Origin of the sequence: Clostridium sp. 1001271st1 H5, from assembly GCF_005845215.1 — a bacterium.
Taxonomy (GTDB): domain Bacteria; phylum Bacillota; class Clostridia; order Lachnospirales; family Lachnospiraceae; genus Enterocloster.
The window spans coordinates 1-26,496 of the sequence record NZ_SPHO01000003.1; the positions used below are offsets into that span (position 1 = coordinate 1).

Here is a 26,496-nt window from a genome sequence, read left to right on the forward strand (position 1 = left end):
AGTAGATACTCTCGTATCTACTTTTTCTTGTAATACCCAAAGTCCAGAAAGAACCAAAAATCCGGCATGGGTGGTCCTTTTTTTTGTTTTTTATCTGAGAATGGTATGTAATGCAGCAGAATGTAATTGAAATATAATGTAAAAACAAGAAATGTCTTGAACATAATATGATGTTATGATATGTTATATACATAAATATATTATATCAGGAGGCAAAGGCATGTTTAATTTTGATGAGGCAAAGATTCTTCAGGAACACAGAAACGGTCTTGGCATTGTAAGCGCAGCAGAGAAAGCAGTAGATGAGATTGCTGCCAGAGGATATTCCAATATCTTCTATATTGGAATAGGTGGAACTGTTCTCTATGCCAGCCAGATGGCACATATTGTCCGGGAAGAGGGTTCAACCATTCCGTTATTCGTTGAAAATGCAGCAGATTTTTGTGCCGTACCAAATCCCCATTTTTCCAAAGACTCCGTGGTGGTGATTGAAAGTATATCCGGAGACACCAAGGAAGTGGTGGAAGCTGTGGATAAGGCCCATGAGGCAGGGGCTGTGGTAATAGGATATGTGGAGAAGGAAGGGAGTCCTCTTTACGAAAAATCCGATTACCTGATTACCACCACAGGAGGAGGTTATTATTTCTGGTATACAGTAACACTGCGGTTCATGTATCATGCGGGTCAGTTTCCGAGCTATGACACGTTTTTTGAGGAACTGAAAAATATGCCTGAAAATGTGGTTGAAATCTATAAAAAGTCAGATGCGAAAGCTGCCAAGTATGCTGATACGTATCAGGATGAGCCGATTCAGTATCTGGTAGGTTCCGGGAATCTGGAGGATTGGGCAACCTGCTATGGCATGTGTATCATGGAGGAAATGCAGTGGATGCGTACCAGGCCCATATCGGCTTCCAATTTCTTTCATGGAACCCTGGAAGTAATTGACAAGGATACATCTGTTATTTTGATTAAGGGTGAAGACAGGACTCGTCCCCTTATGGACCGGGTGGAGAATTTTGTACATAAAATCAGTGCAAAGGTAACGGTATTTGACAGCAGAGATTATGAGCTTAAAGGTATCAGTGATGAATTCAGAGGAATCCTTTGCCCAATCATTATGCGCTCGGCATTTCAAAGGGTATCCATTCACCTGGAATATGCCAGACGACATCCGCTGGCAATCAGAAGATATTACAGACGATTGGATTATTAAGACGGAAAACGAGGAGGAGAGAGCTGCTTTCAGACAGCGCTCTCCTTTTAATCTCTGTAAAAATACGGCATGATAAAATGGCGTCCATCATTATATAACGTTATATATATTAAGCTGAATATCCTAAAAGTAAATAAAAAATCAGTGTAATTATCTAAGGGACCATACAATGCATTGTGAAATATATACAAAAATATTTAATAATTAAAAATATATATTGCAATATTTTATAAATATGATATACTTGTGTCAATAGGTTATAAGACATTATATATCAACAAAATCAAGGAGGAAATCAAGGTGGAAATAACAAGGATAATCGCAGAGATAAAGAAAGAAAGGCCAGATGTAAAGGCTGTATTTTTTGTTGGATGCGGAGCATCCAAGGCAGAATTGTATCCTGCAAAATACTTTCTGGAGGAGAGGGCCAGGACTTTAAGGGCAAGCCTTTATACTGCCAATGAGTTCGTGCATGCCACGCCTGCTGCTGTCAACGAGAACAGTATTGTCATTACCTGTTCCCTGGGAGGCAATACTCCGGAGACAGTGGAAGCTTCTAAAAAAGCCATGGCGTTAGGGGCAAAGGTAATTGCAGTTACCCATGATGGTAATTCGCCCTTAGCCCAGAATGCGCATTACATCATTGTGCATGGATTTGAAGCCAACTATGCTGCAAAGCAGGAGAAGGCAGTGAATGTCCTGGCTCTGGCGGCAGAGATTCTTAACCAGTTTGAGGGATATGAAGATTATGACAGAATGCAGGATGCCATATCAAAAATATATGACCTGGTGGAAAAAAGCGTCAGCTTTGTACTGCCAAATGCAAAGCAGTTTGCGAAGAGCTACAAAGATGATTCTGTTATATATGTGATGAGCAGCGGGGCCAGCCATGAAGAGGCGTATGCTTTTTCCATCTGCCTTTTGATGGAAATGCAGTGGATGAATTCCGGCTCGTTCCATGACGGTGAATTCTTCCACGGTCCCTTTGAAATCGTGGATAAGGATGTTCCTTTTATCCTTTTGATGAACGAAGGGAAAACAAGAGCCCTTGATTCCAGGGCATTGGATTTTTTGAACAGGTTCGGAGCAAAGGTAACCGTGCTGGATGGAAAGGACTTTGGCCTGGGTTCCGAATTACATCAATCGGTAGTCGATTATTTTAACCCCATCGTACTCTCGGCTGTACTCAGGGTATATGCGGAACAGTTAGCTATTGTAAGAAATCATCCCCTGACAAAGAGAAGATATATGTGGAAACTGGAGTATTGATATCCGGGAAGTAAGGCGGCAGAACAGGCTTTACAGAAAACGGAGGGATATATGGGAACGATTGATAAATCCCGGATTGCTATTGGCAATTACCATTATGTGTCATGGTCTTTTGAATATTTTTTGGACTCGGTCAGGAAAATCGGCGCAGAAAACATTGAGTTATGGGGAGCAAAGCCTCACTTTTGTGTAGATGACCAGGACCGGGAGAGCACCGGGCAATTCAGAAAGAGAATAGAGGACAAAGGGCTGAATCTGGTATGCTTTTGTCCGGAGCAGAATACATATCCGGTTGATATAAGCTGTAGGGATGACAGAATCAGACGCCGCAGCATCGAACATATGAAGAAGGCCATTGAGATTACCTCCTGGCTGGGGGCAGACCGGATGCTTCTGTGTCCGGGAAACGGGTATATCGATGAACCGGAAACGGACATATGGCAGAGATGCCAGATTTCCATAAAGGAGCTGGCGGAAACAGCAGGGGATTACGGGGTGTGCCTTATGCTGGAAACCCAATCACAGGAAGAATCGCTTTTTATGAATACAGTATACCAACAGCAGCAGATGATTGCCCAGGTAGGCCACCCAAATCTGAAGGCAATGCTGGATACGGTACAGTTAGCGCAGTTTGACCAGGGGGTGGATGAAAACATCGGGGTATTGGGGATTCATAATGTAAAGCATGTCCATCTGGGTAATACCATTGTTCAGGAAAGGTCATGGTATGACAGGCAGCTTCCCGAGCATTTGAGGAAAGGGCGGAAGGTAGTTGGGCATATCGGCCTGAGGGAAGGAAACCTGCCCATAGGGAAGTATCTCAGAGAGCTGGCTGCGAAAGAGTATAAGGAGTATATTACCATTGAGATATGCCAGAGGGCCTATTTTATGGATGCCCACAGATATGCCATGGAAGCGTTCGAGTATGTAATGGAACAGATAATGAATTAACAATAAACATGATTAAAAAGGAGGAGAACCATGAAAATCAGCACCAGAAAAAGACTAGCGGCTTGGGTTACCATGGGAGCTATAGCGGCAGGTATGCTGTCAGGATGCGGAGGCAGTTCAGCCGCGCCCACCACAGCAGCCGGAGGCGGAGGAGATGCTGCAGCTACGGCAGGACAGACAGCAGGACAGACAACAGCAGCCAACGGCAGCCAGGAAAAACAGGAAATCAATATCTGGCACTATTTTGGAACCGAAAGCATACAGGTAGAGTTCCAGAAATGGGTGGACGAATACAACGCCCAATGTGATACTGCCTTCATAAAGGTGACAGTGCTGCCATTTGCAGACTTTAAGAAACAGTTATCCATGAGCGCTGTGGCGGACAGCCTGCCGGATATGGTATTTATTGACAACTGCGACTGTGCGGCGTATTCAGCCATGGGAATTTTTGAGGATATCACAGAGCGGGTTTCCCAGTTCCCGCAGTTTGACGAGTATTATGACCAAATCATGGCGACCTGTACATATGAGGATAAGATTTATGCACTTCCGGCAGAATCCAACTGCCTGGGTTTGTACTACAATGTGGATATGGCAAAAGAAGCAGGAGTTACGCCGCCTGCCAATTTTGAGGAGCTTAAGGAATTTGCAAAGGCCATGACAACAGATGACCATTATGGATTTTCCTTCTGTGCTCATCCATCTGAAGAAGGAACATCCCAGTTTATCCCCTTCTTCTGGTCTGCGGGCGGTGAATCCATGAAACTGGACAGTGAAGCAGGCATCAGGGCACTGACTATGTTTACCGATATGATTAAAGACGGTTCCATGCCCAAGGATGTGGTTAACTGGACTCAGGGAGACATTCCCACCCAGTTCATCAATGGAAAGGTGGCTTCCATGGTTATGGGATGCTGGAGAATTCAGTGGCTTAAAAATAACGCACCGGATTTGAACTGGGATGTAGTGCCTCTTCCAAGTGATAAAGTGAAGGCAAATGTGTACGGCGGGGAGAACCTGGCAATTGTGAAGGGTAAGAACGTGGATGAGGCATTTAAGTTCATGCAGTGGTTCCTGGATTATGACAGGAACTCCCAATGGAACCTGGCAACAGATGAATTCCCGGCAATGGAGAAAACCCTGACTGACCCTGACTATACAGAGGCAGAGTACTGGCCGGCATTTATTGAACAGATTCCTTACACAAGGGCGCGGGACGTGACTCCCAAGTGGCCTGAAATTTCAGTTGGATATCAGACAGCCCTTCAGAATGCATTGACTTTAAAGCAGACGCCAGAGGAAGCGGTGAAGGAAGGCCAGAAGATTATTGACGAAGCTTTGGCAAAATAGACAGCCGGTAAATGGTTTGATGACGGCAGATGCCATTTAACAGGGGTTTTGTAAGACAACGGATAGTGCTTGTACCATGCCCCGTGCCTGAGCTTTAATTTGGTGGATTTAAGATGCCGCATGTCTTTTCTGACAGGGCCTGCGGCATCTTATGTGATGATTATCCTTAAGGGGGCTTAAAGACTACATGAGACGAAGTGATAAGGTAGGATATTGGTTTGTTGTACCGGCATTTCTGTTTATGGCCATGTTCATGTTCTATCCTGTGATTTACAATGCCATACTCAGCATGCAGCATGTGGATGTTATGACACTGCTGTCAAAAGATAAAAAGTTTGTCCTATTCGATAATTATGTGAAAATATTTAAAGATAAGATGTTCTGGAATGCCATGAAGAATACCTTTATCTTTACAATTGGAAGCATTGTATTTCAATTCAGTATTGGTTTTTTTCTGGCGGTTTTATTTAACAGAGAATCGAAGGGATTCAAGTTCATGCGGGCTGTGATGATGGTTCCCTATATCATGCCGGCCACCGTAAGCGCCATACTGTTTAAGTTCATATTTAATGTGAGCGGAGGTATTGCAAATGAGATTCTCTTAGCGCTTGGCCTTATCCGTCAGCCGATTGAATGGCTTTTAACGGAAAAGACAGCCATGATTTCCGTTATCGTGGGAAATATCTGGTGCGGTATTCCATTTAATATGATTCTGCTTTCTTCGGGACTGGCAGGAATCCCTGCAGAGCTGTATGAAAGCGCGATTTTGGACGGTGCAAATATATTTCAGAAGTTCTTTTATATTACGGTGCCGCAGCTTCGGAGTTCCATCGAGGCAATTCTGGTACTTGGATTTGTATACACATTCCGCTGCTTTGAGATGATTTACGTTATGACAGGAGGAGGACCGGCCAATGGAACTGAGCTTATGACTCTTCTGTCTTACCGTTCCTCCTTCGTGGAATTCAATTTCTCGCAGGGAGCAGCGGTTGCAAATGTACTGTTTCTTATATTATTTGTGGTTGGGCTTTTCTATACCAGGATGCTGGGAAGGGAGGATGCATCATGACAATACGGACTGCTCTTTTTACGCAGAAGCGAATGAAACAGTTACAGACAGCAGTAGCTGTGATATGCTTTCTGTTTATGATATTCCCACTGTACTGGCTGTTTTCAAGTTCTCTCAAGACAGAGGCATCCGTCTTTGCGCGGCCTCCGGAGATATTTCCCCTTCGCCCTACCCTGGAGGCATATATAACACAGCTTAACCAGGTTACCTTTGATATTCTGGGGTCGTTTAAGAACAGCCTGCTCATATCCTTTTGTACCATGGTCATCTCGGTATGTCTTGCAGTGCCGGCAGCCTATGGTCTTGCAAGATTCCGGCTTAAGGGAAAGAACCTGATTGTCTTCCTGTTTCTGGTGTCACAGATGCTTCCTCAGATTTTTACATTAATACCGAATTTCATCATATTCAAGAAAATTGGCATTTACAATACATATTGGGCTCCAATCCTGTCCAATTGTACATTGGCCATTCCTTTCTCACTGATGATGATGCGGGCCTTTTTCGTGGGAATTCCCACGGAAATTGATGAGGCGGCCAGGATTGACGGATGCAATGCATTCCAGTCCTTCATCCGCGTTATGCTTCCCATGAGCGCCAATGGGCTGGCAGTCACCTTTGTATTCAGCTTTCTTTTCGGATATCAGGATATGATGTACAGTCTGACTTATGTAACAGACAGTACCATGTGGCCGGTTACCACTGGCATTTATAATGTGGTAGGGCGTTACGGTGTTGAGTGGTGCCGCGCCATGGCTTTTGGATGCATGGCTGTCCTTCCGGTTATTCTCATTTTTGTCTTCATGCAGAAGTATATCGTCCAGGGACTTACGGCAGGAGCTGTCAAAGGATAGGTGTACCGGAGAAGTGAGAATAAGGAAGCAGCAATGAAGATTTGTAAATGGAACGTTAATTAATAATGAAGAACCAATAATGAAAGGTGGTATAACAATGGTAATTGATATGCATGTACATCCTGGTTTCTATGAAAAAATCAGCGAGGATAAGGATGAGATTGAATTTAGAAAAAAGGCTATGGGATGGGATTTGATGTCCACATTCCCGGTGGATTTAACTCGGGTTCAGATGAAATTCGCAGGAGTGGATAAGCTGGTACTGCTGCCCTTGGACCTGACTACCCAAATGAAGGGATGGGCAGTGACCAACGAGGAGGTCCGGAAAATGATGGACCTGGCTCCGGACCTGTTCTATGGTTTTGCCAGCGTTGACCCTCACCGGCCGGATGCTCTGGAAATTCTGGACTATGCATTTAGGGACCTGAAGCTTATGGGGCTTAAACTGAATCCATCTAAACAGGTATTTTATCCGGCTGATTCCATGATGGATAAAATTTATGAAAAATGTATTGAATATAACAAACCTATTATGTTCCATGCGGGTATGTCCTGGGAGCCGGACTGTCTTATGAAGTATTCCCAGCCCATTAATTTCGAGGAAGTAGCAGTCAGATTCCCGGAACTGAGATTCTGCCTGGCGCACTTTGGATGGCCATGGATTTATGAGACAACGGCCCTTGTACTTAAATACCCAAATGTTTATACAGATACTTCCATGCTGTACATGGATTCCCCGGAAATTTTCCTTCGGGAGGTGCTGACAGAACAGCTGGGCCATCTGTGGATTGAACACAATATCCAGAATAAGGTGATGTTTGGTTCCAATAACCCGCGTTTCCGCACAGCCAGGATTAAACGCGGCCTGGATTCCCTTGACTGGAAACCGGCTACGAAAGAAAAGGTGCTGGGCGGCAATGCAATAAGATTTTTAGGACTGGAGGCTTAAATCATGGTTAAGATGATGGAGAAAAAATACATAACAGAGAAGGAATTCCAGCTGATTCCGGTAACACAGGTGGTCAGGGACTTTGTAGCAGAGAGCGGGATTAAAAATGGCGTGGTGTTTGTCATTACCTCCCACACAACCACTGGAATTACGGTAAATGAAAATTTGGACTGTCTTTATACAGACATAGAGGAGACTCTGGAACGGCTGATTCCGACTAATTATCCGTATGCCCATGCCCACTTTCTTCCCAGCTATGGGGCTACCGGAGGAAATGCGCCGGGTCATCTGAGGTCCCTGCTCTGCGGTAATCATGCTGTGCTTCCCATCAAGGATGGGGTAATCCAGTGCGGTTTTGCCCAGGATATTTATCTGGCGGAATTTGATGGCCCTCAAGTCAGAAAAATATTTATACAGGTTCAGGGCGAATAGGAGGCCGGATGCATGAAAAATTTAAAAACGGACCAGATAGCAGTATCCAATTATCCTTATTTTAAATATTCACTGGAGTATGCCCTGGATTCACTGGAGCGCATGGGGGCATCAAACATGGAGTTCTATGCATGCTATCCCCATCTTCATGTGGACGATGCAGGACTCTCACAGGTAAGGGCCGTGAAGAGACAATTGCGCGGCCGCCATCTCACCCCTGTTTGTTTTACGCCGGAACAATGCCTGTATCCGGTAAACATAGCTGCCAGGGATGTGGCGGCCAGAAAACGCAGCCTGGATGTATATGTGAAATCTATGGAATTTGCGGCAGAAATGGATATTCAGCTATGCCAGTTTTTGTCGGGATTTGGCTGCTTAGATGAAAAGGATGAAGATATATGGAAACGGTCCGTGGAATCAGTGGCTTATCTGGGCCGGATAGCGGAGGGATATAGCATCACCATTGCTCTGGAAACCTCTCCAAAGGAGTACACTATTACAGAGACAGCAAAGGATATAGCCCGTATGGTGGAAGAGGCGGGAAGCCCGGCTGTTATGGGAATGATAGATACAGCGACATTGGGATTTTCCAATGAAACAATGGAGGGAGCCATTGCAGACCTGGGTCCGTACCTGCGCCATGTTCACGTGGGGGATGGCAGGCCAAACGGCCACCTTGCATTAGGGGAAGGGGAACTGGACCTTCCGCATATGATGAATGAGCTGGATAAGGCAGCCTACCCCTATTACCTTAGCCTGGAGATATTGAATAACCTTTACACGCGGAACCCGGAATATGCCATGAAGAAGTCCTATGACTGGCTGGTATCCTATATATCCGGCTGAACGTAAAATGGAAGGAAGAAGACCCATGAAAGTAATTGGACTGGGAGATAATGTAGTGGACATGTATATGGACAGACATATCATGTATCCCGGCGGTAATGCCATGAATTTTGCTGTATATGCAGGCATGATGGGCACAGAGGCAGCATATCTGGGTGTCTTTGGTTCTGACCTGGCAGCTGCCCATGTTCACAATACGGCCTTAGAACTGGGGCTGGATTTGTCACACTGCCGGTATGAAGACGGGGAAAATGGATATTCCCAAGTGAAGCTGGAGGATGGGGACCGGGTATTTACCGGCTCTAATAAAGGAGGCGTGCTGAGGGAACATCCCTTAAAACTCAGCAAACTGGATTATGAGTACCTGTCCGGTTTTGATATCGTACATACCAGTATGTTCAGCTATGTAGAACAGGAGATGGCCAATCTGCGGCAATGGTGCGGTTTCATATCCCTGGATTTTTCCAACCGGTTCCAGAAAAATCATCTTAGGACATACTGCCCATACATTGACTGCGCATGTCTTTCCTGCAGCCATATGGAGGAGGCGGATATCCTGGAACTGATGGAGGATATTATGGACGCCGGATGCCGGCATATCGTCATAGCTACCAGAGGGAGCAGGGGAGCCGTGGTCATGGTGGATGGCCAGATATACCGCCAGTCCCCATATCTGATAAAAGCAGTGGATACGATGGGTGCAGGAGATTCATTTATAACCAGATTTCTGGTGGGATATTGCGATGGAATGAGGTGGGCTGCTGATTTCCCGGCAGAGTCAGGCATACATGGATTAACAGAGGCAGGCATATATCAGCAGCATCTGGTACGCATATGTCTTAGCCAGGCCGCCGTTTTTTCGTCCGGCACATGTAAGCAGGACGGTGCCTTTGGATACGGAAAAGAGTGGTAAAACAGAGGGGCTGCATTCAACAGCCCCCTGTTGTTTCATAAATCCGGTACAACCGGATTAGAAGTCAGACAGCCGAATACCGGTGGCAGAAGAGGAACAAATCAGATGGGGATGAAGGAGGGCGTGCGTCTTGTAAAACGGGCAATATGCCGGAAACCGCATTCCTCGAGGAATTTTGATGCCAGGTCAAAATGGCTGGCCACATCTCCGGCATTGTGGGAGTCAGACCCCACTGTGATGATAGTTCCGCCCAACTGATGATACAGCTTTAGTATATCAGCGGATGGGTATCCGTCACAGGGATGCTGCCGGAACCCGGAGGTGTTTAGTTCCAGGCCCTTGCCTCTTTGAATGAGCACCTTGAGTATTTTTTCAATGGCAGGCATATAAACATCAGAGCAGTCCGGCAGTCCATATCTGGAGGTATGACGTTTTACCAAATCCAGATGGCCCAGACAGTCAAAGTCGCCTGTTAAGGCCAGACGGTAAAGGCCGGAGTAATATTCACCTGCAATTTCGAGATAGTTATCCTGGGAAAAAGTGAATTGGGAGAGGTCTGTATTATGAAGTTTATGGACAGAACCTATGACATAATCCCATGGGTGGTTTTTAAGGACCGCGGCAGCATATTCCGGCTGAAGGTACATCTGGCCCAGCTCCAGTCCGTATTTGACGGTCAGCCTGCCATCAAAAATTTCTCTGCATTGGCTGAGAGTGTCCAGATAATGGCTGATATAGGACGGAGTGAAGGTAGTATGGATTTTACCAAAGTCAAGGAATTCATAGTGGTCTGTGATGGCGATTTCTATCAGGCCTTTCTGAACGGCTGAAATGCACATTTCCTTCATGGAGGAGGATGCGTCAGGTGAAATGCTGCTGTGTGTATGGTAGTCAAATTGTATCATGGTGGTCTCCTTTGCTTATTTGATATGACGATATAATACATTATATAATGAAAAGGACGAAAGGGAAAGTGAAAATGAAGGAATTAGTAAAAAAAGTTATTAAAATGCGGGAACAGCAGGGAGGAATCAGGAGTGTGGCCTGGATTGCCGCCGGAGGCTCTTATGGAGGTTTTTATCCGGCACAGTATTTCATGGACCATGAGTCGGCGGGTATTCGTTCCCAGATGTATACCAGCAATGAATTTGTGTTTGCCCCGCCTAAATACTGCGGTCCCAATACACTGGCTGTTATCTGTTCCATGAGGGGAACTCCTGAGACTTGTGAGGCTGCCCGGATTGCGAAAGAACTGGGGGCTGTTACGGTGGGACTGTACGTGCAGGATTCGCTTCTCACGGAGGTTTGTGATTTTAAGCTTCAATACCAGAGCATTGCTCTGGATGAAAGCAGCCAGGACCAGGTTAATTCCAGCATAGGCCTTAAGCTGGCCATGACCCTGCTGGAAGAAACGGAAGGTTATGCCGGTTATGAGGATGCCATGGCTGCCTTTTCGATTTTAGATGATGTTTACAGAAAGGCAGTGGACTATGCAGCGCCCCTGGCTCAGAAATGGGCCTGGAAAAACAAGGACCAGAAAACCATCTATGTAATGGGCAGCGGACCGGCCATGGGCTCAGCCTATATATTTTCCATCTGCAATATTATGGAAATGCTCCAAATTGATTCTCCTACCGTAAACTGCTGTGAGTTTTTTCATGGACCGTTTGAGGTCCTGGATAAGTCTGTCTCCGTATTCTTACTTGTGGCGGAGGGGAGGACCAGGCCGGCAGACGAGAGGGCAATTACCTTCCTGAAAAAATATGGCGGTGACCAGGTTTACATTCTGGATGCGAAGGAATTGGGAATTAACCGGATAAAAGATTCAGTATGCGAATATTTTAACCATCTTATATTTTCACCGGTTCTTAATAATGTATATATGAGAGCCCTGTCCTTTGCTTCTAAGAAGGATTATAATACCAGAAGGTATATGTGGAAAGTAGAATATTAACAGATTAATAAAGAAAAAAGGGAAGCGTTCTGCGGCTGGCCGCGGATGCTTCCCTTTTTCCAGGAAGAATGTGTATCAGATGAACCCTCTGGCAGTAAACCAGCCAATACTCTGGGCATAGGCCGGTTCGGGATTCTCATGGTACCGGTCGCTTAATATTTCAAGCGTCAGGTACTGGTCATAGCCGAAGCTGTTTAAATCGTTCATATATTGTTCCAGGGGCAGAATTCCGTCACCCAGTGCCAGATGACCTCCCGGCATCCCATCGACAAAGTGTACATGCTGTATTGTATTACCCATGGCCTCCAGATATTCCCTGGGGCCTTCCCCCACACGGGCAGCCATGTCCACATCCACCATTGCCTTCAGGTAAGGGCCTTCAACCTCATCCATCATGTTTTTGAGCTGTGCGGCTGTTACACATAGATTGGTCGTTGTTCTGGTAAGGTGCTCCAGCATAATTACAGTACCCATCTTTCCCGCATATTCAGCTAACTCTAAAAGGGATTCACGGCAGCGTTTCCACGCCTCGTCCCGGGACTCATTCCGGTAGCCCTGGCCGATTGTAACAAGGGTCCTGGGGGACTCCATCTGACTGGCAATTTCCAGAGAGCGTTTCAAATAGCGGAGGCTCCACGCATGAATAGTCTTATCCCGGGAAGCGATGTTCACAGGATACATACATTGCTCCGGGGTGTAGCAGATGACCTGTAAATCATGTTTACGTATCTTTTTGACGATTTTCTCAACATCAGAGACAGAACATTCATCCTGATAAAGGTGTGGGCCGGCGCCCCAGAATTCGATGTTGGTCTGCTCCAGCCGGTTCATGGATTCTAAAAAATAGTCCAGGCTGTATAGACCGTAGGAATAGTTACCGCACACAATACTGCTCCTGTTCATAGATAGTCCTCCTTGTATCTTGTTGTAGCCAGACTTGAAATGTATGACTGTGATTATATTGTATCATAACGTCATAATATTATCAATTAATTTATTAGATTATCACTAGAATATATGGGAAACAGTTGACATGATATTGTGACGATGTTATACTGTAATTAAACAATATGTTATATAACGTTATAATAATGGGCAGGAGGATTTGGTTATGAACATGGCGGCAATTGGTTTTTGCTGTATTGACGTGTACGAGAATATCGGTAGAAGGTATGCTACAGGAAATGGGGTTGACTGTATTGTCCATCTGGCAAGGCGCGGGGTGTCTACTGCAGTGGTATCGGTAGTGGGAACCGATGAATATGGAAAGGAGATGTTTGATTTATGCCGGGAATACGGCATGGATACGTCACACCTGCAGATGAAGGAGGGAAAGACCTCCGTTTACAGAATGGCTTTGAAAGATGGTGTGGACAGGGTACATCTGGAGAACATACCCGGCGTAATGGAAAACTATGTTCCAACCCGCAAAGATATTGAATATACAAAGACGTTTGATTATGTTCATACAGATTTAACCGGAAAGGTTCTCCATCTTCTCCCGGAGTTTAAAGAAGCGGGATGTAAGGTCATCTTTGATTTCTCTGTCAATAAAGATGAGGCAAACATGGAAAAAATACTGCCATATGTACATTGTGCATTTTTTTCCTGCGAGAAGAAGACGCCGGAAATCAAGGATTTCCTGATAAAGGCCAAGTCGTACGGACCTGATTACGTAGTTGCAACCTTTGGGGAAGAAGGCAGCATGTGTTACGACGGAACCCGGTTTTATGAGCATGGAATCAATGTAGTGCCTGTGGTCAATACAGTGGGGGCAGGGGATTCGTTCATAGCCGGCTTTACCTGGGGCCTTATGACAGGAAAGAAAATAGAGGATTGTCTTGGGGAGGGGGCCATATTGTCCGCGCAGATTGTACAAAAGTTCAATCCTTATTGATAGAAAAATCCCCCTGCCTTCATTGATTTTTATGTTTTAAGATGTTATACTTCCATTAGTAACATCATAAAGTGATGCGCCTGTGGCAGACAATAGGGAGAATTCGTATGAGCAAGTTAAACAAAAATTCAAGCGTTCCTCTGTACCAGCAGTTGGTAGATGAAATTAAGTCCCAGATAGACAGTGGTGTATTAAAGGAAAATGACCGTATTATGACAGAAACCGAGTTGAGTGAGGAATATGAGGTCAGCCGAATAACGGTGCGCAAAGCCATATCCATACTTGTAGATGAGGATTATCTGGTAAAGCAGCAGGGAATAGGGACTTTTGTAGGGGTCAGAAAGCTGAGCCGGTCCATCAATTCTTTCATGGGTTTTACGCAGTTCTGTGAAGCCATGGGCAAAAAAGCATCCTCCGTGCTTTTAATTGCCGATTCAATCGAGGCCACAATCAGTGAATGCAGGAAACTGGACATTCCGGAAGGAAGCAGGGTCATACGCATTAAAAGGGTCAGGTATTGTGACGGTATGCCTGTGATAGTGGAGGAGAATAAATTTCCATCAAAGTACTCTTTTTTGATTGCAGAAGATTTGACAGGTTCTATCTATGAAATACTGGGTGAGCATGGAATATATCCCGTAGGCGGAACCAAAGTAATTGATGTGTGCTATGCCACGGAGGAAGAGCAGAAGCTTCTGAATCTGGAGCCACACCAGGCATTGCTTCTTCAGAGGGATACTGCACACAATGCTGAGGGTGAGCCAATCCATATTTGTAAACAGGTAGTGAATCCGGTGCGCTATAAGGTAGAAATCAACTGGTAATATCAGTCCTCAAAACCAAAAGGGCGGCTGCATTTTTGGGGCGGCTCTTTTTTGATATCCTGACAGACTGCCTGCAGCGATATAACAGGACAAAATTAAGAATAAAAAATCTCCCCGGAGAAGCGGGATAAGTTTCATCTGCGCTCTCAGGGGAGGTTTTTATTATTGCACAAAATATTCAGGATAAACCTTTACCAGCTCCGACTTCTCCACCCTGTGGCGTGTAAGGTGGCGGGTCATCAGCATCTCAGCCAGTTCTGCATCGCGCCGCTCAATGGCATATAGAATGTTTTCGTGGTCCTCCACAGTCTTATCAGGCTTGACGGTCTTTAACGAAAGAGTCCGGAGACGGTCAAAATGCACCATCTGGGAATGTATGATTTCATAAGTGCGGGCTTTGTCCACGGAATGGAAGAGGAGCTTGTGGAACTCATTATCCAGTTCAAAGAGCCGTTCCGGCTTACCTTCCTTCAGGGTCTCCCCTTCCTTTTTTAGATTCTCTTTCAGTTTGTCCATGTATTCCTGGGAAATGCCTTCGCAGGCCAGCTTTAACACTGCATTTTCCAGCACCAGGCGCATGAACCGGGATTCTTCAATCAGTTCATAGTCAATCTTGGCGATATAGCTGCCTTTCTGGGGCTGTATCTCCACCAGCCCCACCTTGCTCAGTTCAATGAGGGCTTCACGCACAGGGGTGCGGGAGAGCTGCAGGACGGCGGAAAGCTCATTTTCGCTTACCGCGCTTCCAGGAGCCAGCTCCAGATTGATAATATTATATTGAAGGACCCTCAGGGCGTAGGTCCGGGCATTCTCAGCAGACAGCCTTTCCAGTACTTTCATGTGTTCCTCCTTGCTTTTAAATCCTTTAACATACCAGCATACTCTATGTTATGTACTAGTATACTACCGAAAGCACGGATAGGCTATCATTATTTACCAGAAGGTCATCCATTTAATTACAGTTCATCCTTCCGGGATGCAGCTAAAAATCAAAGGTCAGGACTACTTTGCGGATGGACGGGTCGTGGGAGTCCACGAAATCAAATGCTTCCTGAGCCCTTGTCAGGGGAAAGGTGTGGGATACACTTCCGGTCAGATTAAGCTTCCCTTCCCTGATTAAGTCAATGGCTCTGCCGAACATCCTGTTCTGAAGGCGGGAACCCCTTACATCCAGCTCCTTTGAAGTGATGAGAAATTGGTTGATTTCAGTGGGAGAGGTGGAAAATCCCATGGTGATGACCCGCCCTGCGTTGCCGGTAGCCTTCAGCAGACGAATCAGGGAATCGCTTCCGCAGACAGCGTCTATGGACACCGTGGCACCGTGCCCATGGGTGTATTCCTTTACCTTTTCCTCCAGATTTTCTTTTAATACATTGATGGTGTGGGCGGCTCCTGCGGATTTTGCCCCTTCTAATTTTTCATCCACAACGTCTGCCACTATAATATAGCCGCAGAGCAGCCGTGCAATTTTTAAAATGGAGCTTCCCAATGCGCCGCATCCGTAAATGAGGAGCAGGTCATCCTTTTTAAGCTCCGCCCTGGTGCAGGACTGGATGGCAATGGTGGCAGGCTCAATCATCACGGCATCCGTATCTGAGATGGAATCAGGCAGCAGATAGCAGTCCTGTTCCGGAACTGCAATATATTCCCTGTATCCTCCATCTATATGGACTCCCCTTACAGCCAGACTGTCGCAGACATTTCCTCTGCCTATGCGGCAGGGATAACAGTGACCGCAGCTTGTAACCTGATTGACAATAACCCGGTCGCCCGGATGAAGGGAAACGGCAGAGGAGCCTGATTCTTCTACCACGCCCACCATTTCATGCCCGATGATTCTGGGATAGGTTGCAGCTGCATTGGTGCCGTGGTAAATGCCCACATCCGAACCGCAGATACCGGCGGCAGTCATGCGTACCAATATATTGTTTTCTTCTGTTACGGATGGTTTGGCAATGTCGATTACACGTAATGTGTTTGGGTTTAAAATCTGTACTGCTTTCATATTGAATGTTCTCCTTTTTTGGCCCGGCGTGTGCGGAGAACTTACATACTTGTATACTAGTTAATGCGCGGAAAAATGTCAAGTATTTTATGCGTTAAGAAAAAATAATGGTATAAATATACAAAAATGCACCAAAAATATTGGATATATTTACATATTGCAAGATTTTAGCTTATATACTACCATACAAGTAGGACGCGATACACCAGAAATATCGTATCCCGCAAACTAAATATAGCCGGTATAATTATGGAATGACGTGTGCGGAAACTTGAGGAAACTTTGATTAATTACATTTAGGAGGGTTTCACTTATGAAGCTTGCTAAGATTGTGAAGCAGGGATTGTGTATCCTTACTTCTATGGCGGTAATGGGTACCCTGGCGGGCTGCAGCGGCCAGGACGGAAGTATGAATAAAGGAAAGCTGGTGAAAATCGCTGTCTGCGTTTCCAGCCAGACACCGGCTTCCATGGCAATGAGGGAAGTATTTAAACCAAGACTTGAGGAGCTGACAGGAGGAAAATATGATATCCAGATATATGACTCCGGCGTACTGGGAAGCGAGAAGGTTACCTATGACTATACCAGAAGCGGAATCATAGAGATGTGCGTGGTGGGTACGCCTATGTGGTCTGAGACACCGGTGATGGCTATTCCCGATTTCCCGTTTGTGTTCCGGGATGTGGACCATGCCAGAAGGTGTTACCAGGGACAGCTGGGGGATTATATTGCGGGAGAGCTGGAGGCAGAACAGCCGGTGACCCTGATGTCGTGGTTTCCCAATGGGGCAAGGGCATTTTCCTCCAATAAGAAGCTGGAGGGGCTGGATGATTTCAAAGGACAGAAGCTGAGGATGCCGAATAACCCAATTCATGTGAAGCTGGCTGAAAGTCTGGGGGCCAATGTGGTCATTATGGATATGGGCGAAGTGTTTACGGCTCTGGAACAGGGAGTTGCGGACGGCCAGGACAATCCTCTGTCCACGGTTAAGAATGAGGGATGGTATGAGGTCCAGGATTATATCTACGATACCAATCACATCGTGGCTTCCTTGGAGCTCTTTGCCGGCAGCCAGTTCTGGGACAGCATGGATGAGGGCGACAGGGAGATATTCCGTCAGGTGGCAGATGAAACCTCAGACTATGCGTGGAATCTTTACATAGACCAGCTGGCCGGCGATAAGCAGTTCATGAAAGACAACGGCCTTACGGTTACGGACCTGTCAGATGAGGACCGGGAGGCCATGAAGGCAAAGATACAGCCTGTTTATGATTATCTGGATGAAAAGTACCAATGGGCTGGGGATATCAGAAAAATGATTGAAGAAATCGAGTAAGGAGAGGACTATGAACCGATTGATTGATAAGCTGTTTCACGTGATTGACTGCTTTACGGGGATTCTGACCGGCCTTATGGTGCTGTTTGTATTCCTGAATGTGGTATTGAGGACCTTTTTTAATTCCGGTCTTACATGGTCGGAAGAGCTGGCAAGATACCTTTTTGTATATGTTACATATATTGGCGCCATCAGCGCCATGCATTCCAATGCCCATCTGGGAGTGGATACCCTGCTGTCCAGAGTCAGGCCCAGGGTACAGATGGCGCTGTATCTTATATCCAGGGTTTTGATTGCCGCTATTATGTGCATTCTGGTCCATGGGGCATTCAAGATGGTCCTTCAGAATACTCAGTCCAGGACCGCTGCTCTTGGCATTCCCTATTCCGTGCTTTACTTCGGAGGCATCATAACCGGCATTTCCATTGCCATCCTGGCTGTTACCAATATCGTATATGCCCTGAAGCACCCATGGGAAATAACAGATATTGTCACCATGCACAATGATGATGATGACATTGCCAGTGAAGCAATGGAACAGTCGGAGGAGCTGTCTGACGAAGAATATGTCAGGCGTCTAAATGAACAGGGAGGTAAATAATCATGACTTTGATAGTATTTCTGGCATCACTGGTTGGGTCCATGGCAATCGGGCTGCCCATCTGTTTTTCATTACTGTTCAGCGGTGTCTGCATGATGCTGTTCATGAACGGCTTTAATTCCCAGATTCTGTCCCAGAACCTGTTCTCGGGCGCGGATTCATTTTCCATGATGGCAGTTCCTTTCTTTATACTGGCAGGGGAATTCATGAACAGGGGAGGAATCACCAAACGGATTGTCAATGCGGCCAACGCCATGGTAGGCCATGTAAGGGGCGGTCTTGGATATGTGTCCATACTGGCTATTCTTCTCTTTGCCAGCATGGTAGGGTCCGCCGTGGCATCCACGGCTGCACTGGGGGCGATTCTCATTCCCATGATGGTCCGGGCCGGGTATAACAGGGATAAGAGCACAGGGCTTATTGCGGCCGGAAATATCTTATCACCCATTATGCCGCCCTCGGTTCCCATGATTATCTTCGGCGTACAGGCCAGCGTATCGGTTACAAGCCTTTTTATGGCAGGCATAGCGCCGGCAGTTTATCTGTCAGCCTCCCTGTGCATCCTGTGGTTCTTTGTGGCCAGGAAGGATGAACTGCCCACAGCTCCCAGACAGAGCAGGAAACAGGTGGTGAAGTCGCTGACAGACGGATTCTGGGCTCTGCTCCTTCCTGTATTTATTCTGGTGGGACTGAGAAGCGGTAAATTTACGCCTACCGAGGCAGGGGTTATCACCGCAGTGTATGCCCTGATTATAGGACTTTTTGTGTACAGGGAACTGAAGATATCCATGCTGATGGACTGTCTGGTATCTGCCGCTAAGTCTTCGTCCGTGATTATGTTCCTGGCCGCAGCAGCCATGGTATCTTCCTGGCTCATGACCGTGGGAAACATTCCATCCATCGTGACAGGCATACTGGCTCCGTTTATCGCCCATCCAACCCTTCTCATGCTGGTCATTGCGGGAATTGTGCTTCTGGTGGGAACCTCCATGGATGTGACGCCTACCATCATGATACTGACCCCGGTACTGCTCCCTGCAGTTAAGGCAGCAGGCATTGATGTGGTCTATTTTGGAGTGGTGTTTATTCTGAATACGGTTATGGGACTTCTTACGCCTCCTGTTGGTACGGTGCTGAATGTGGCGTGCAGCGCCGGCAAGATTAATATGGAGAGAATTGTGAAAGCAGTGTGGCCTTTTTTGCTGGCAGAGGTTGTCATACTGGTGCTGCTGATTCTGTTCCCGCCTTTGGTAACGGTTCCGGCTGCATTTTTCCTGGGTAAATAACAGAAAGGTAAAAGAAAGGTGAATAACAGAAAGGACGATATGTATGAAGCTGACATTGGAAGGAATTAAGGACAGGAAGGTGTGGGCGGAGGCCGGCGTCAGCCTTCCCTCCTACGATGTGGAGACGGTGGCGGAAGAAACCCGCAAGGCCCCTGTGTGGGTGCACTTTGGCGCGGGAAATATCTTTCGCATCTTCATCGGAGGCATTGCAGACACATTGATTGCAGACCGGCTGAGCAGCAAGGGAATCACCTGCGCAGAGACCTTTGACTTTGACATAATTGAGAGGATTTATAAGCCATACGACAATCTGGTGCTGGGAGTCACGCTGAAAGCAGACGGCTCCACGGATAAGAGGGTCATTGGCTCCCTTACAGAGGCTCTGAAGGCCCGGGCTGGGGAGGCGGAGGACTGGAAACGGTTAAAGGCTGTATTTGCTGATCCAGGACTCCAGATAATGTCCTTTACCATCACGGAAAAGGGGTATGCCTTAAAGGGGGCGGACGGCGTCTATTTCCCATTTGTCCAGGCGGACATTGATAATGGACCGGACAGGGCCGCGTCAGCCATGGCCGTGGCATGCAGCCTCTTATATGAAAGATATAAGGCCGGAAAGCTGCCTCTGGCAGTGGTATCCATGGATAATTGTTCCCGCAACGGTGAACGGCTTCAGGCGTCCATTGCCGCCGTGGCAGAGGCGTGGAATGAAAGAGGGTATGTGGAGGACGGATTTATTGCATATCTGTCCAATCATGAGCAGGTATCCTTTCCGTGGTCCATGATTGATAAAATCACGCCCCGCCCGGCTGATTCGGTGCAGGATGAACTGGAGAGAGCCGGTGTAGAGGATATGGCTCCAATCATCACTTCCGGAAAGACATACATAGCCCCCTTTGTAAATGCAGAGGGACCCCAGTACCTTGTCATAGAGGACTGTTTCCCCAATGGAAGACCGGCTCTGGAGAAGGCAGGAGTCTTTATGACGGACCGGGATACGGTCAATCAAGTGGAGCGGATGAAGGTTACAACATGTCTGAACCCGCTTCATACAGCCCTGGCAGTATACGGATGTGTATTGGGATATACACTGATTGCGGATGAAATGAAGGACCCGCTGCTGAACCGGCTGGTGCGCCGGATTGGACCTGGAGAGGGGATGCCGGTTGTGACAGACCCTGGTATATTGTCGCCGGAGGCTTTTGTGAACGAGGTCATAGATGTGAGAATACCAAATCCTTTTATGCCAGATACGCCTCAGCGGATTGCCACTGATACGTCCCAGAAGGTAGGGATTCGGTTTGGGGAAACCATTAAAGCATATATGGCTGAATACGGAGATGCCGGGAAGCTTACTGCCATTCCCCTTGCCATTGCCGGTTGGTGCAGGTATCTGCTGGCTGTGGACGATGAAGGCAGGGCATATGAACTCTCGCCAGACCCCCTGGTGCCGGAGTTGACCAAGGTACTGGACGGAATTGTGGTGGGAAGGCCGGAAACATACAACGGACAGCTAAAGGCCATCCTGTCCAATGCAAACATATTTGGGGTTAATCTCTATGAGGCAGGCATCGGTGAAAAGATAGAAGAAATGTTTGTGGATGAGATTGCAGGACCGGGAGCAGTAAAAGCAGTACTCCGGAAGTATCTGGATTCATAATCCGCATAAATGAAGAAAAGCACAAAACCAAAAGGGCAGCTGCATTCCGTGACGCAGCTGTCCTTTTCCCTGTCCATACACAGTTCCAATCCCCTGTTATGTAAAAAGTGCACAATTATTTTTTTCAACAGTGTGCACATTCACAATTTACAACCAACGTAGGATGTAGTATATTAAAAACACAAAACATAGGATGTTGGACGTTGGTTCTAATAGAGCGATAATAGGAGGATGATTCATGAAAGTAGCATTGGTTTACACAAGCACCACACCGGAGTTGATTGAGTTGGTAGAGAAGGAGGTAGGGGCTGTCCTTCCTCAGGATACGGAGGTGGCCAGTTACCAGGACCCATCCATTTTAGCAGAGGTCAGGGACGCTGGTTATGTGACGCCTCCTCCGGCAGCCAGGCTGGTGGGGATGTACATGACGGCTGTGTCAGAGGGTGCGGATGCCATTCTGAATCTTTGTTCTTCGGTTGGCGAGGTGGCGGATGCTGCCCAGGATATAGGCCGTTATACAGGAATACCCATTGTGCGTGTGGACGAGGAGATGTGCCGCGAGGCGGTACGTCAGGGAAAGAAAATCGGTGTCATGGCAACCCTTCCCACCACCCTGAATCCTACTAAGAACACCATTTTAAGGGTTGCCAGAGAGATGAACCGCCAGGTGGAGCTGGTGGATGCGCTGGTGGACGGCGCCTTTGGCCTGGACCAGGAACAGTTTAAGGCCCTTATGAGTGAGTATGCCGGTAAGATTGCGGACCAGGTGGATGTCATTCTCTTTGCCCAGGGTTCCATGGCCTACTGTGAGGAGTATATTCATGAAAAGTATGGTAAAGTAGTATTATCCAGTCCGAGATTCGGCGCTGCCGCATTAAGGGATGCCCTTGTCAGGAAGGGATTAATGTAATTACAGAATATAATATATGGAATGTAATATACGGAATGTATCGCGCATAAGCACCTGGAGCACAGGTGCCGGGTGCCTGTAACGAAGGGAGAGGGAAGTATGTTTAAAAGGTTAAGAAAGGCGGCAGCAGCGGTATGCGCTGCAGCCATGGTATTGTCCATGACGGCCTGTGGTTCCGCCGGGGATAAGAAGGTAGTGCTTCATTTTACCCATACTCAGAGTCCGGGGTCCATAAGCGACCTGACTGCCCAGGAGTTTAAAAAACTGGTGGAGGAGCGGAGCAACGGACGGATTGAGGTAAACATTTATTCCAACTGCGGACTGTCGGGCGGGGACCTGACAAAGGCCATTGAGCTGGTACAGGCAGGCAACATTGACATCCATTCCTGTGCACCGCCAAACATTGCCAACTATGATAAGAAGTTTTATTCGTTCTGGCTCCCGTTCCTGTTCCCGAATTCAGACGACCTGCTGGCGTTCTGCCACAGTGACAAGGTGCATGAGGTGGTGAACGGCTGGTGCAACGACCTGGAGATGGAGATGCTGGGGATTAATAATGCAGGCTCCAGGCAGATATCCAACAGCAAGAAGGAGATAACAAAGCCGGAGGATTTAAAGGGCATGAACATACGTGTGCCGGGCGCCAATATTTTCATTGACCTGTACCGGAATTACTTTGGGGCCAATCCCACTGCCATGGATTTCTCAGAGGTGTACACCTCCCTTCAGCAGAAGACCATTGACGGACAGGAAAATCCAATCGCGGTGTTTGATTCTTCTAAATTTGCAGAGGTCCAGCAGTACGTTACCCTGTGGGACGGTGTAAGGGATACCACCATCTGGGTTATGAGCCGGAAAACCATGAACAGGCTGTCTCCTGAGGACCAGGCCCTGGTAAAGGAATGCGCGGCACAGGCCCTGGACTGGGGAAATGATTACCTGGCTGACAACGAGGCTGTCATCATCCAGAAGCTGAAGGACGGAGGGACCGTTATCACAGAGCTGACAGAGGAGCAGAAGGCTGAGTTCCAGAAAGCCTGTGCCGGAATCTATGACGATTATGCCAAGTCCGTGGGGCAGGATGTAATCGACCTGTTTACCGGCGGTTATAAGAATTAGGAGGGGTACTATGAAAGAAAAAGGATTTTTAAAGGATTTCTGGGAGAATCTTGAGGAATATCTCTGTTCGGTTGCATTGCTTGTCATGACCCTTGTCACATTCATGAATGTGTTTTCAAGAAAAATTTCTTGGTTTAACATGTCGTTTACCCAGGAGCTGGTGACCACCATGTTTGTGTGGGTCTGCTGTCTTGCCGCAGCCAGCGTGTTTAAAACAGATTCCCATATGGGCTTTAATTACCTGACCGATAAATTTACCGACGCAAAGCGCAGGGTATACCGTATCTGCAGACTCCTTTTGTGCTCTGCCAACTATGGAATCTGGATTATCTGGGGGGCGCAGATGGTTTACAGGCAGTATCACTATCATCTGCTCACAGGCGTCCTGGAGATGCCCCAGTGGACCATTGGAATCGCCATTCCGTTGTCTGCGGTTTTTTCCATCGCCCGTATGGTGCAGTATGAAATCAGATTAGCAAAGGAGGGAAAATAATATGTCAGCAGCGATTCTATTTGGTTCCATGGCAGTGATGATTGGATTCGGCATCCCCATTGCCATTGTGCTGGGAGTGTCCAGCGCACTGACCCTGATATTTTCAGGCGCTCCGCTGGGCGTCATTCCTTCCATGATGCAGGCTACTGTGCAGAAGTTTTCCCTTCTGACCATTCCGCTGTTCGTTCTTGCAGGCGCAATCATGGACAAGGGCGGTATTTCCAAACGTCTCATCAACCTGGCGGACAGTATCATCGGACCGGTCCACGGCGGACTGGGCTATGTGGCAGTGGTGGCGGCCCTGTTCTTTGCGGCCATCTCCGGTTCCGGTACGGCAACCGTGGCGGCCATGGGCTCCATCCTGATTCCCGCCATGGTGGCACAGGGATATGACGCAGGATTCTCCAGCGCGCTTTCCGCCATATCAGGCTCCCTGGGAACCGTTATTCCTCCCAGTATTACGTTCATTATCTACGGCATGATTACAGGGGAATCCATTGGCGATTTGTTCCTGTCGGGAATTGTGCCGGGGCTTATATTCGGTTTCATGCTGTGCATCATGGTGTTCATTAAATCCAAGAGGTACGGATGGAAGGGAGATACACAGAGAGCTTCCTTAAAGGAAATAGGCAGGCTGTTCCTGGATACCATATGGGGGCTTTTAAGCCCGGTGATTGTACTGGGAGGTATTTATTCAGGACTTTTTACCCCTACGGAGGCAGCGGCAGTTGCGGTTGTTTACAGCCTGATAGTGGGAATCTTTGTCTACAAGGAGCTGCGTCTGGCAGAGCTTAAGGAGACATTATTCTCCACTGCCAAGACAACGGGCATGATTCTGCTCATCATCATGAATGCAGGCATTTTCTCATGGGTGCTGACCCAGCAGGGAATTGCCGCTTCCCTTACGGAAATGGCCCTGGCCCTTACAGACAACAAGTACATCATGCTGTTCATCATCAACATTGTATTCCTGTGCGCGGGCTGCGTCATGGATAACACCAGCGCCCTCTATATCCTGGTTCCCATCATCATGCCCATTGCCAAGGCACTGGATATCAACATGATTCAGCTGGGCGTCATCCTGGTGCTGAACCTGTCCATTGGCCAGGTAACGCCTCCGGTAGGACCCAATCTGTATGTTGCGGCTGATATCGGAAAGGTCAAGTTTGAGGAAATATGCCGTAAGATGGTGCCGCTGCTGCTTATGTCTCTTCTGGCGCTGCTGTGCATCACGTACATACCGGCATTGTCCCTGTGCCTGATTCCTTCATAGGCAGGGAACAGAAGATTGCGCTGAACCAACATATGATGTATACTTATGAATAAGTGTTCACAGCAAGGAGGTTCAGCATGGAAAAGACCAGTTTTTTAAAGGAACCTGTCGGAGGACAGTCAGTTGTTAATAAAATTGTAGACAACATTACCAATGCTATCATAAATGGAGAACTAAACCCAGGGGACAAAATCCCTACAGAAGCAGAATTGTCGGAGTCAATGGGAGTTGGAAGGAATTCCGTCCGGGAAGCCATTAAGGTGTTGGAGGCCTACGGCGTGGTACATATCAAGCGGGCGGAAGGTACCTTTGTGAGTCAGGAATATGACAGCAGGATGATTTATCCGGTTCTTTACGGCATCATACTGCAAAAGGATTCCACCAGCCAGATTGTGGAGCTGAGAAAGGTAATTGATGTGGGCCTCCTTCAGCTGGCAGTGGATAAGCTGAGGTCCAAATCCCTGGAGCAGACCCAGATGGAAGCCATTGAACAGGCCATGGAGGAACTGGAATACCAGGCTCATATGGAGACGCCCCAGGCACGCAGCCTTTTTGAGGCGGACGTCCAGTTCCATATGGCCATTGTGGGAATCACGGAAAATGTGATGCTTCAGTCCATCTGTAATTACGTGGATAAAATCACGCGCCGCTCCCGCATGGTGACCATAGACAGGATATTCCTGGACGGGGAAGTGGAGAACTTCCTGGACCTGCACCGCAGAATCGTGAAGCTTCTGCAGGACAGGGATTCGTCAGGCATATATGCGATTGTAGAGGAGCATTACCAGTACTGGGCAAAAGTAAAAGATGAATAGCAAGGCGGTTGCTGCATGATGGCTGGAACAGGACAGATTGTGTGTCTGGAGTCAACGATGCAGCAGCCCCTTTATTTTTTTGAGAGAATGGAGAATTAATATGATATATAGGAAGAAAAAAGATTTGGAAATAACGCCCATTGACAGATGCATGGGCGGAAACGGCACTGTCCGGATGGAAAAGCTCCTCATGGGACAGGAGGAAATGCTGGGAAAGGGAAGGGCTTATGTGCGCCATACGCTGAATCCGGGCGTCTCAATCGGCATCCATACCCATGAGGGTGAGATGGAGACCATGGTTATTGTAAAGGGGAAGGCCCTCCACACCATCAACGGACAGGAGCAGTATCTGGAGGAAGGGGATATCATCGCAGCCCAGCCCGGCGACACCCACGGAATTGCCCAGACAGGGGAGGATGCGCTGGTATTGATTGCACAGGTACTGTATGCGTAAATGAATATTGCAGACAAGATTCAAGG

General features: G+C 47.3%; 27 protein-coding genes. 23 read left to right on the top strand and 4 right to left on the bottom strand.

Translation table 11 applies throughout. From position 1 onward, the window contains the following. The first annotated feature begins 220 nt into the window (after positions 1–220). The 10 genes from FGS84_RS05055 (at position 221) to FGS84_RS05100 (ending at position 9,846) form a co-directional block, all read left to right on the top strand. Positions 221–1,216 carry an SIS domain-containing protein gene (locus FGS84_RS05055; RefSeq protein ID WP_138306596.1) on the top strand — a complete coding sequence of 332 codons (996 nt, stop codon included), beginning with the start codon at positions 221–223 and terminating at the stop codon, positions 1,214–1,216. Between the two features lie 300 nt (positions 1,217–1,516). Beyond that, positions 1,517–2,485 (top strand): SIS domain-containing protein, encoded by a 969-nt coding sequence (locus tag FGS84_RS05060; protein WP_138306597.1) that lies wholly within the window; start codon positions 1,517–1,519, stop codon positions 2,483–2,485. A 51-nt stretch (positions 2,486–2,536) separates the two neighbouring features. Further along, positions 2,537–3,436, top strand: coding sequence for a sugar phosphate isomerase/epimerase (locus tag FGS84_RS05065; protein WP_138306598.1), 900 nt, complete (start codon positions 2,537–2,539; stop codon positions 3,434–3,436). A 30-nt stretch (positions 3,437–3,466) separates the two neighbouring features. Further along, positions 3,467–4,786 (top strand): sugar ABC transporter substrate-binding protein, encoded by a 1,320-nt coding sequence (locus FGS84_RS05070; protein ID WP_138306599.1) that lies wholly within the window; start codon positions 3,467–3,469, stop codon positions 4,784–4,786. A 187-nt stretch (positions 4,787–4,973) separates the two neighbouring features. Beyond that, on the top strand, positions 4,974–5,855 hold the full coding sequence (locus FGS84_RS05075; protein ID WP_138306600.1) for a sugar ABC transporter permease: 882 nt from the start codon (positions 4,974–4,976) through the stop codon (positions 5,853–5,855). Further along, a complete protein-coding gene (locus FGS84_RS05080; protein ID WP_138306601.1) occupies positions 5,852–6,706 on the top strand; it encodes a carbohydrate ABC transporter permease in 855 nt (284 codons plus the stop codon). Before FGS84_RS05075 ends, FGS84_RS05080 begins: the two co-directional genes overlap by 4 nt. Before the next feature lie 97 nt (positions 6,707–6,803). After that, positions 6,804–7,655 carry an amidohydrolase family protein gene (locus FGS84_RS05085; RefSeq protein ID WP_138306602.1) on the top strand — a complete coding sequence of 284 codons (852 nt, stop codon included), beginning with the start codon at positions 6,804–6,806 and terminating at the stop codon, positions 7,653–7,655. 3 nt (positions 7,656–7,658) lie between these two features. After that, positions 7,659–8,087 (top strand): secondary thiamine-phosphate synthase enzyme YjbQ, encoded by a 429-nt coding sequence (locus FGS84_RS05090; RefSeq protein WP_138306603.1) that lies wholly within the window; start codon positions 7,659–7,661, stop codon positions 8,085–8,087. Positions 8,088–8,099: 12 nt separating this feature from the next. Next, the gene (locus FGS84_RS05095; RefSeq protein WP_138306604.1) at positions 8,100–8,933 is read left to right on the top strand and encodes a sugar phosphate isomerase/epimerase family protein; all 834 of its coding nucleotides are present in this window, start codon (positions 8,100–8,102) and stop codon (positions 8,931–8,933) included. A 25-nt stretch (positions 8,934–8,958) separates the two neighbouring features. Next, positions 8,959–9,846 carry a PfkB family carbohydrate kinase gene (locus FGS84_RS05100; protein ID WP_138306605.1) on the top strand — a complete coding sequence of 296 codons (888 nt, stop codon included), beginning with the start codon at positions 8,959–8,961 and terminating at the stop codon, positions 9,844–9,846. 101 nt (positions 9,847–9,947) lie between these two features. Here FGS84_RS05100 and FGS84_RS05105 read toward each other — a convergent pair whose 3' ends face one another. Continuing rightward, positions 9,948–10,751 (bottom strand): histidinol-phosphatase HisJ family protein, encoded by an 804-nt coding sequence (locus FGS84_RS05105; protein ID WP_138306606.1) that lies wholly within the window; start codon positions 10,749–10,751, stop codon positions 9,948–9,950. Positions 10,752–10,825: 74 nt separating this feature from the next. Here FGS84_RS05105 and FGS84_RS05110 point away from each other — a divergent pair, with 74 nt between their 5' ends. Then, complete coding sequence (locus tag FGS84_RS05110; RefSeq protein ID WP_138306607.1) at positions 10,826–11,800, top strand: SIS domain-containing protein; 975 nt, start codon at positions 10,826–10,828, stop codon at positions 11,798–11,800. Positions 11,801–11,875: 75 nt separating this feature from the next. On the opposite strand, the gene FGS84_RS05115 is transcribed toward FGS84_RS05110, so the two are convergent. Then, entirely contained in the window at positions 11,876–12,703 is an 828-nt protein-coding gene (locus FGS84_RS05115) for a sugar phosphate isomerase/epimerase family protein (protein WP_138306608.1), read from the bottom strand. Between the two features lie 208 nt (positions 12,704–12,911). Here FGS84_RS05115 and frlD point away from each other — a divergent pair, with 208 nt between their 5' ends. Together frlD and FGS84_RS05125 are read left to right on the top strand one after the other, a co-directional pair. Further along, the gene (gene frlD, locus FGS84_RS05120) at positions 12,912–13,697 is read left to right on the top strand and encodes a fructoselysine 6-kinase (protein ID WP_138306609.1); all 786 of its coding nucleotides are present in this window, start codon (positions 12,912–12,914) and stop codon (positions 13,695–13,697) included. Between the two features lie 107 nt (positions 13,698–13,804). Beyond that, a complete protein-coding gene (locus FGS84_RS05125; RefSeq protein WP_138306610.1) occupies positions 13,805–14,521 on the top strand; it encodes a GntR family transcriptional regulator in 717 nt (238 codons plus the stop codon). Between the two features lie 162 nt (positions 14,522–14,683). Here FGS84_RS05125 and FGS84_RS05130 read toward each other — a convergent pair whose 3' ends face one another. Continuing rightward, complete coding sequence (locus FGS84_RS05130; RefSeq protein WP_138306611.1) at positions 14,684–15,361, bottom strand: GntR family transcriptional regulator; 678 nt, start codon at positions 15,359–15,361, stop codon at positions 14,684–14,686. 142 nt (positions 15,362–15,503) lie between these two features. After that, positions 15,504–16,526: an alcohol dehydrogenase catalytic domain-containing protein gene (locus FGS84_RS05135; protein ID WP_138306612.1), complete on the bottom strand. Its 1,023-nt coding sequence runs from the start codon at positions 16,524–16,526 to the stop codon at positions 15,504–15,506. 313 nt (positions 16,527–16,839) lie between these two features. Here FGS84_RS05135 and FGS84_RS05140 point away from each other — a divergent pair, with 313 nt between their 5' ends. From FGS84_RS05140 to FGS84_RS05185, 10 genes are all read left to right on the top strand, one after another. Further along, positions 16,840–17,862: a TRAP transporter substrate-binding protein gene (locus FGS84_RS05140; RefSeq protein ID WP_138306613.1), complete on the top strand. Its 1,023-nt coding sequence runs from the start codon at positions 16,840–16,842 to the stop codon at positions 17,860–17,862. 10 nt (positions 17,863–17,872) lie between these two features. Next, on the top strand, positions 17,873–18,463 hold the full coding sequence (locus FGS84_RS05145) for a TRAP transporter small permease (protein WP_138306614.1): 591 nt from the start codon (positions 17,873–17,875) through the stop codon (positions 18,461–18,463). 2 nt (positions 18,464–18,465) lie between these two features. Further along, positions 18,466–19,749 carry a TRAP transporter large permease subunit gene (locus tag FGS84_RS05150; RefSeq protein ID WP_138306615.1) on the top strand — a complete coding sequence of 428 codons (1,284 nt, stop codon included), beginning with the start codon at positions 18,466–18,468 and terminating at the stop codon, positions 19,747–19,749. A gap of 43 nt (positions 19,750–19,792) precedes the next feature. Then, positions 19,793–21,406: a mannitol dehydrogenase family protein gene (locus tag FGS84_RS05155; protein WP_138306616.1), complete on the top strand. Its 1,614-nt coding sequence runs from the start codon at positions 19,793–19,795 to the stop codon at positions 21,404–21,406. A gap of 238 nt (positions 21,407–21,644) precedes the next feature. After that, complete coding sequence (locus FGS84_RS05160) at positions 21,645–22,316, top strand: aspartate/glutamate racemase family protein (RefSeq protein ID WP_138306617.1); 672 nt, start codon at positions 21,645–21,647, stop codon at positions 22,314–22,316. 99 nt (positions 22,317–22,415) lie between these two features. After that, positions 22,416–23,435, top strand: coding sequence for a DctP family TRAP transporter solute-binding subunit (locus tag FGS84_RS05165; protein ID WP_138306618.1), 1,020 nt, complete (start codon positions 22,416–22,418; stop codon positions 23,433–23,435). A gap of 10 nt (positions 23,436–23,445) precedes the next feature. Then, on the top strand, positions 23,446–23,928 hold the full coding sequence (locus FGS84_RS05170) for a TRAP transporter small permease (RefSeq protein ID WP_138306619.1): 483 nt from the start codon (positions 23,446–23,448) through the stop codon (positions 23,926–23,928). A 1-nt stretch (position 23,929) separates the two neighbouring features. After that, positions 23,930–25,201: a TRAP transporter large permease gene (locus FGS84_RS05175; RefSeq protein WP_138306620.1), complete on the top strand. Its 1,272-nt coding sequence runs from the start codon at positions 23,930–23,932 to the stop codon at positions 25,199–25,201. A 77-nt stretch (positions 25,202–25,278) separates the two neighbouring features. Then, the gene (locus FGS84_RS05180; protein ID WP_138306621.1) at positions 25,279–26,016 is read left to right on the top strand and encodes a GntR family transcriptional regulator; all 738 of its coding nucleotides are present in this window, start codon (positions 25,279–25,281) and stop codon (positions 26,014–26,016) included. A gap of 100 nt (positions 26,017–26,116) precedes the next feature. After that, a complete protein-coding gene (locus FGS84_RS05185; RefSeq protein ID WP_138306622.1) occupies positions 26,117–26,470 on the top strand; it encodes a cupin domain-containing protein in 354 nt (117 codons plus the stop codon). The last annotated feature ends 26 nt before the right edge of the window (positions 26,471–26,496 follow it).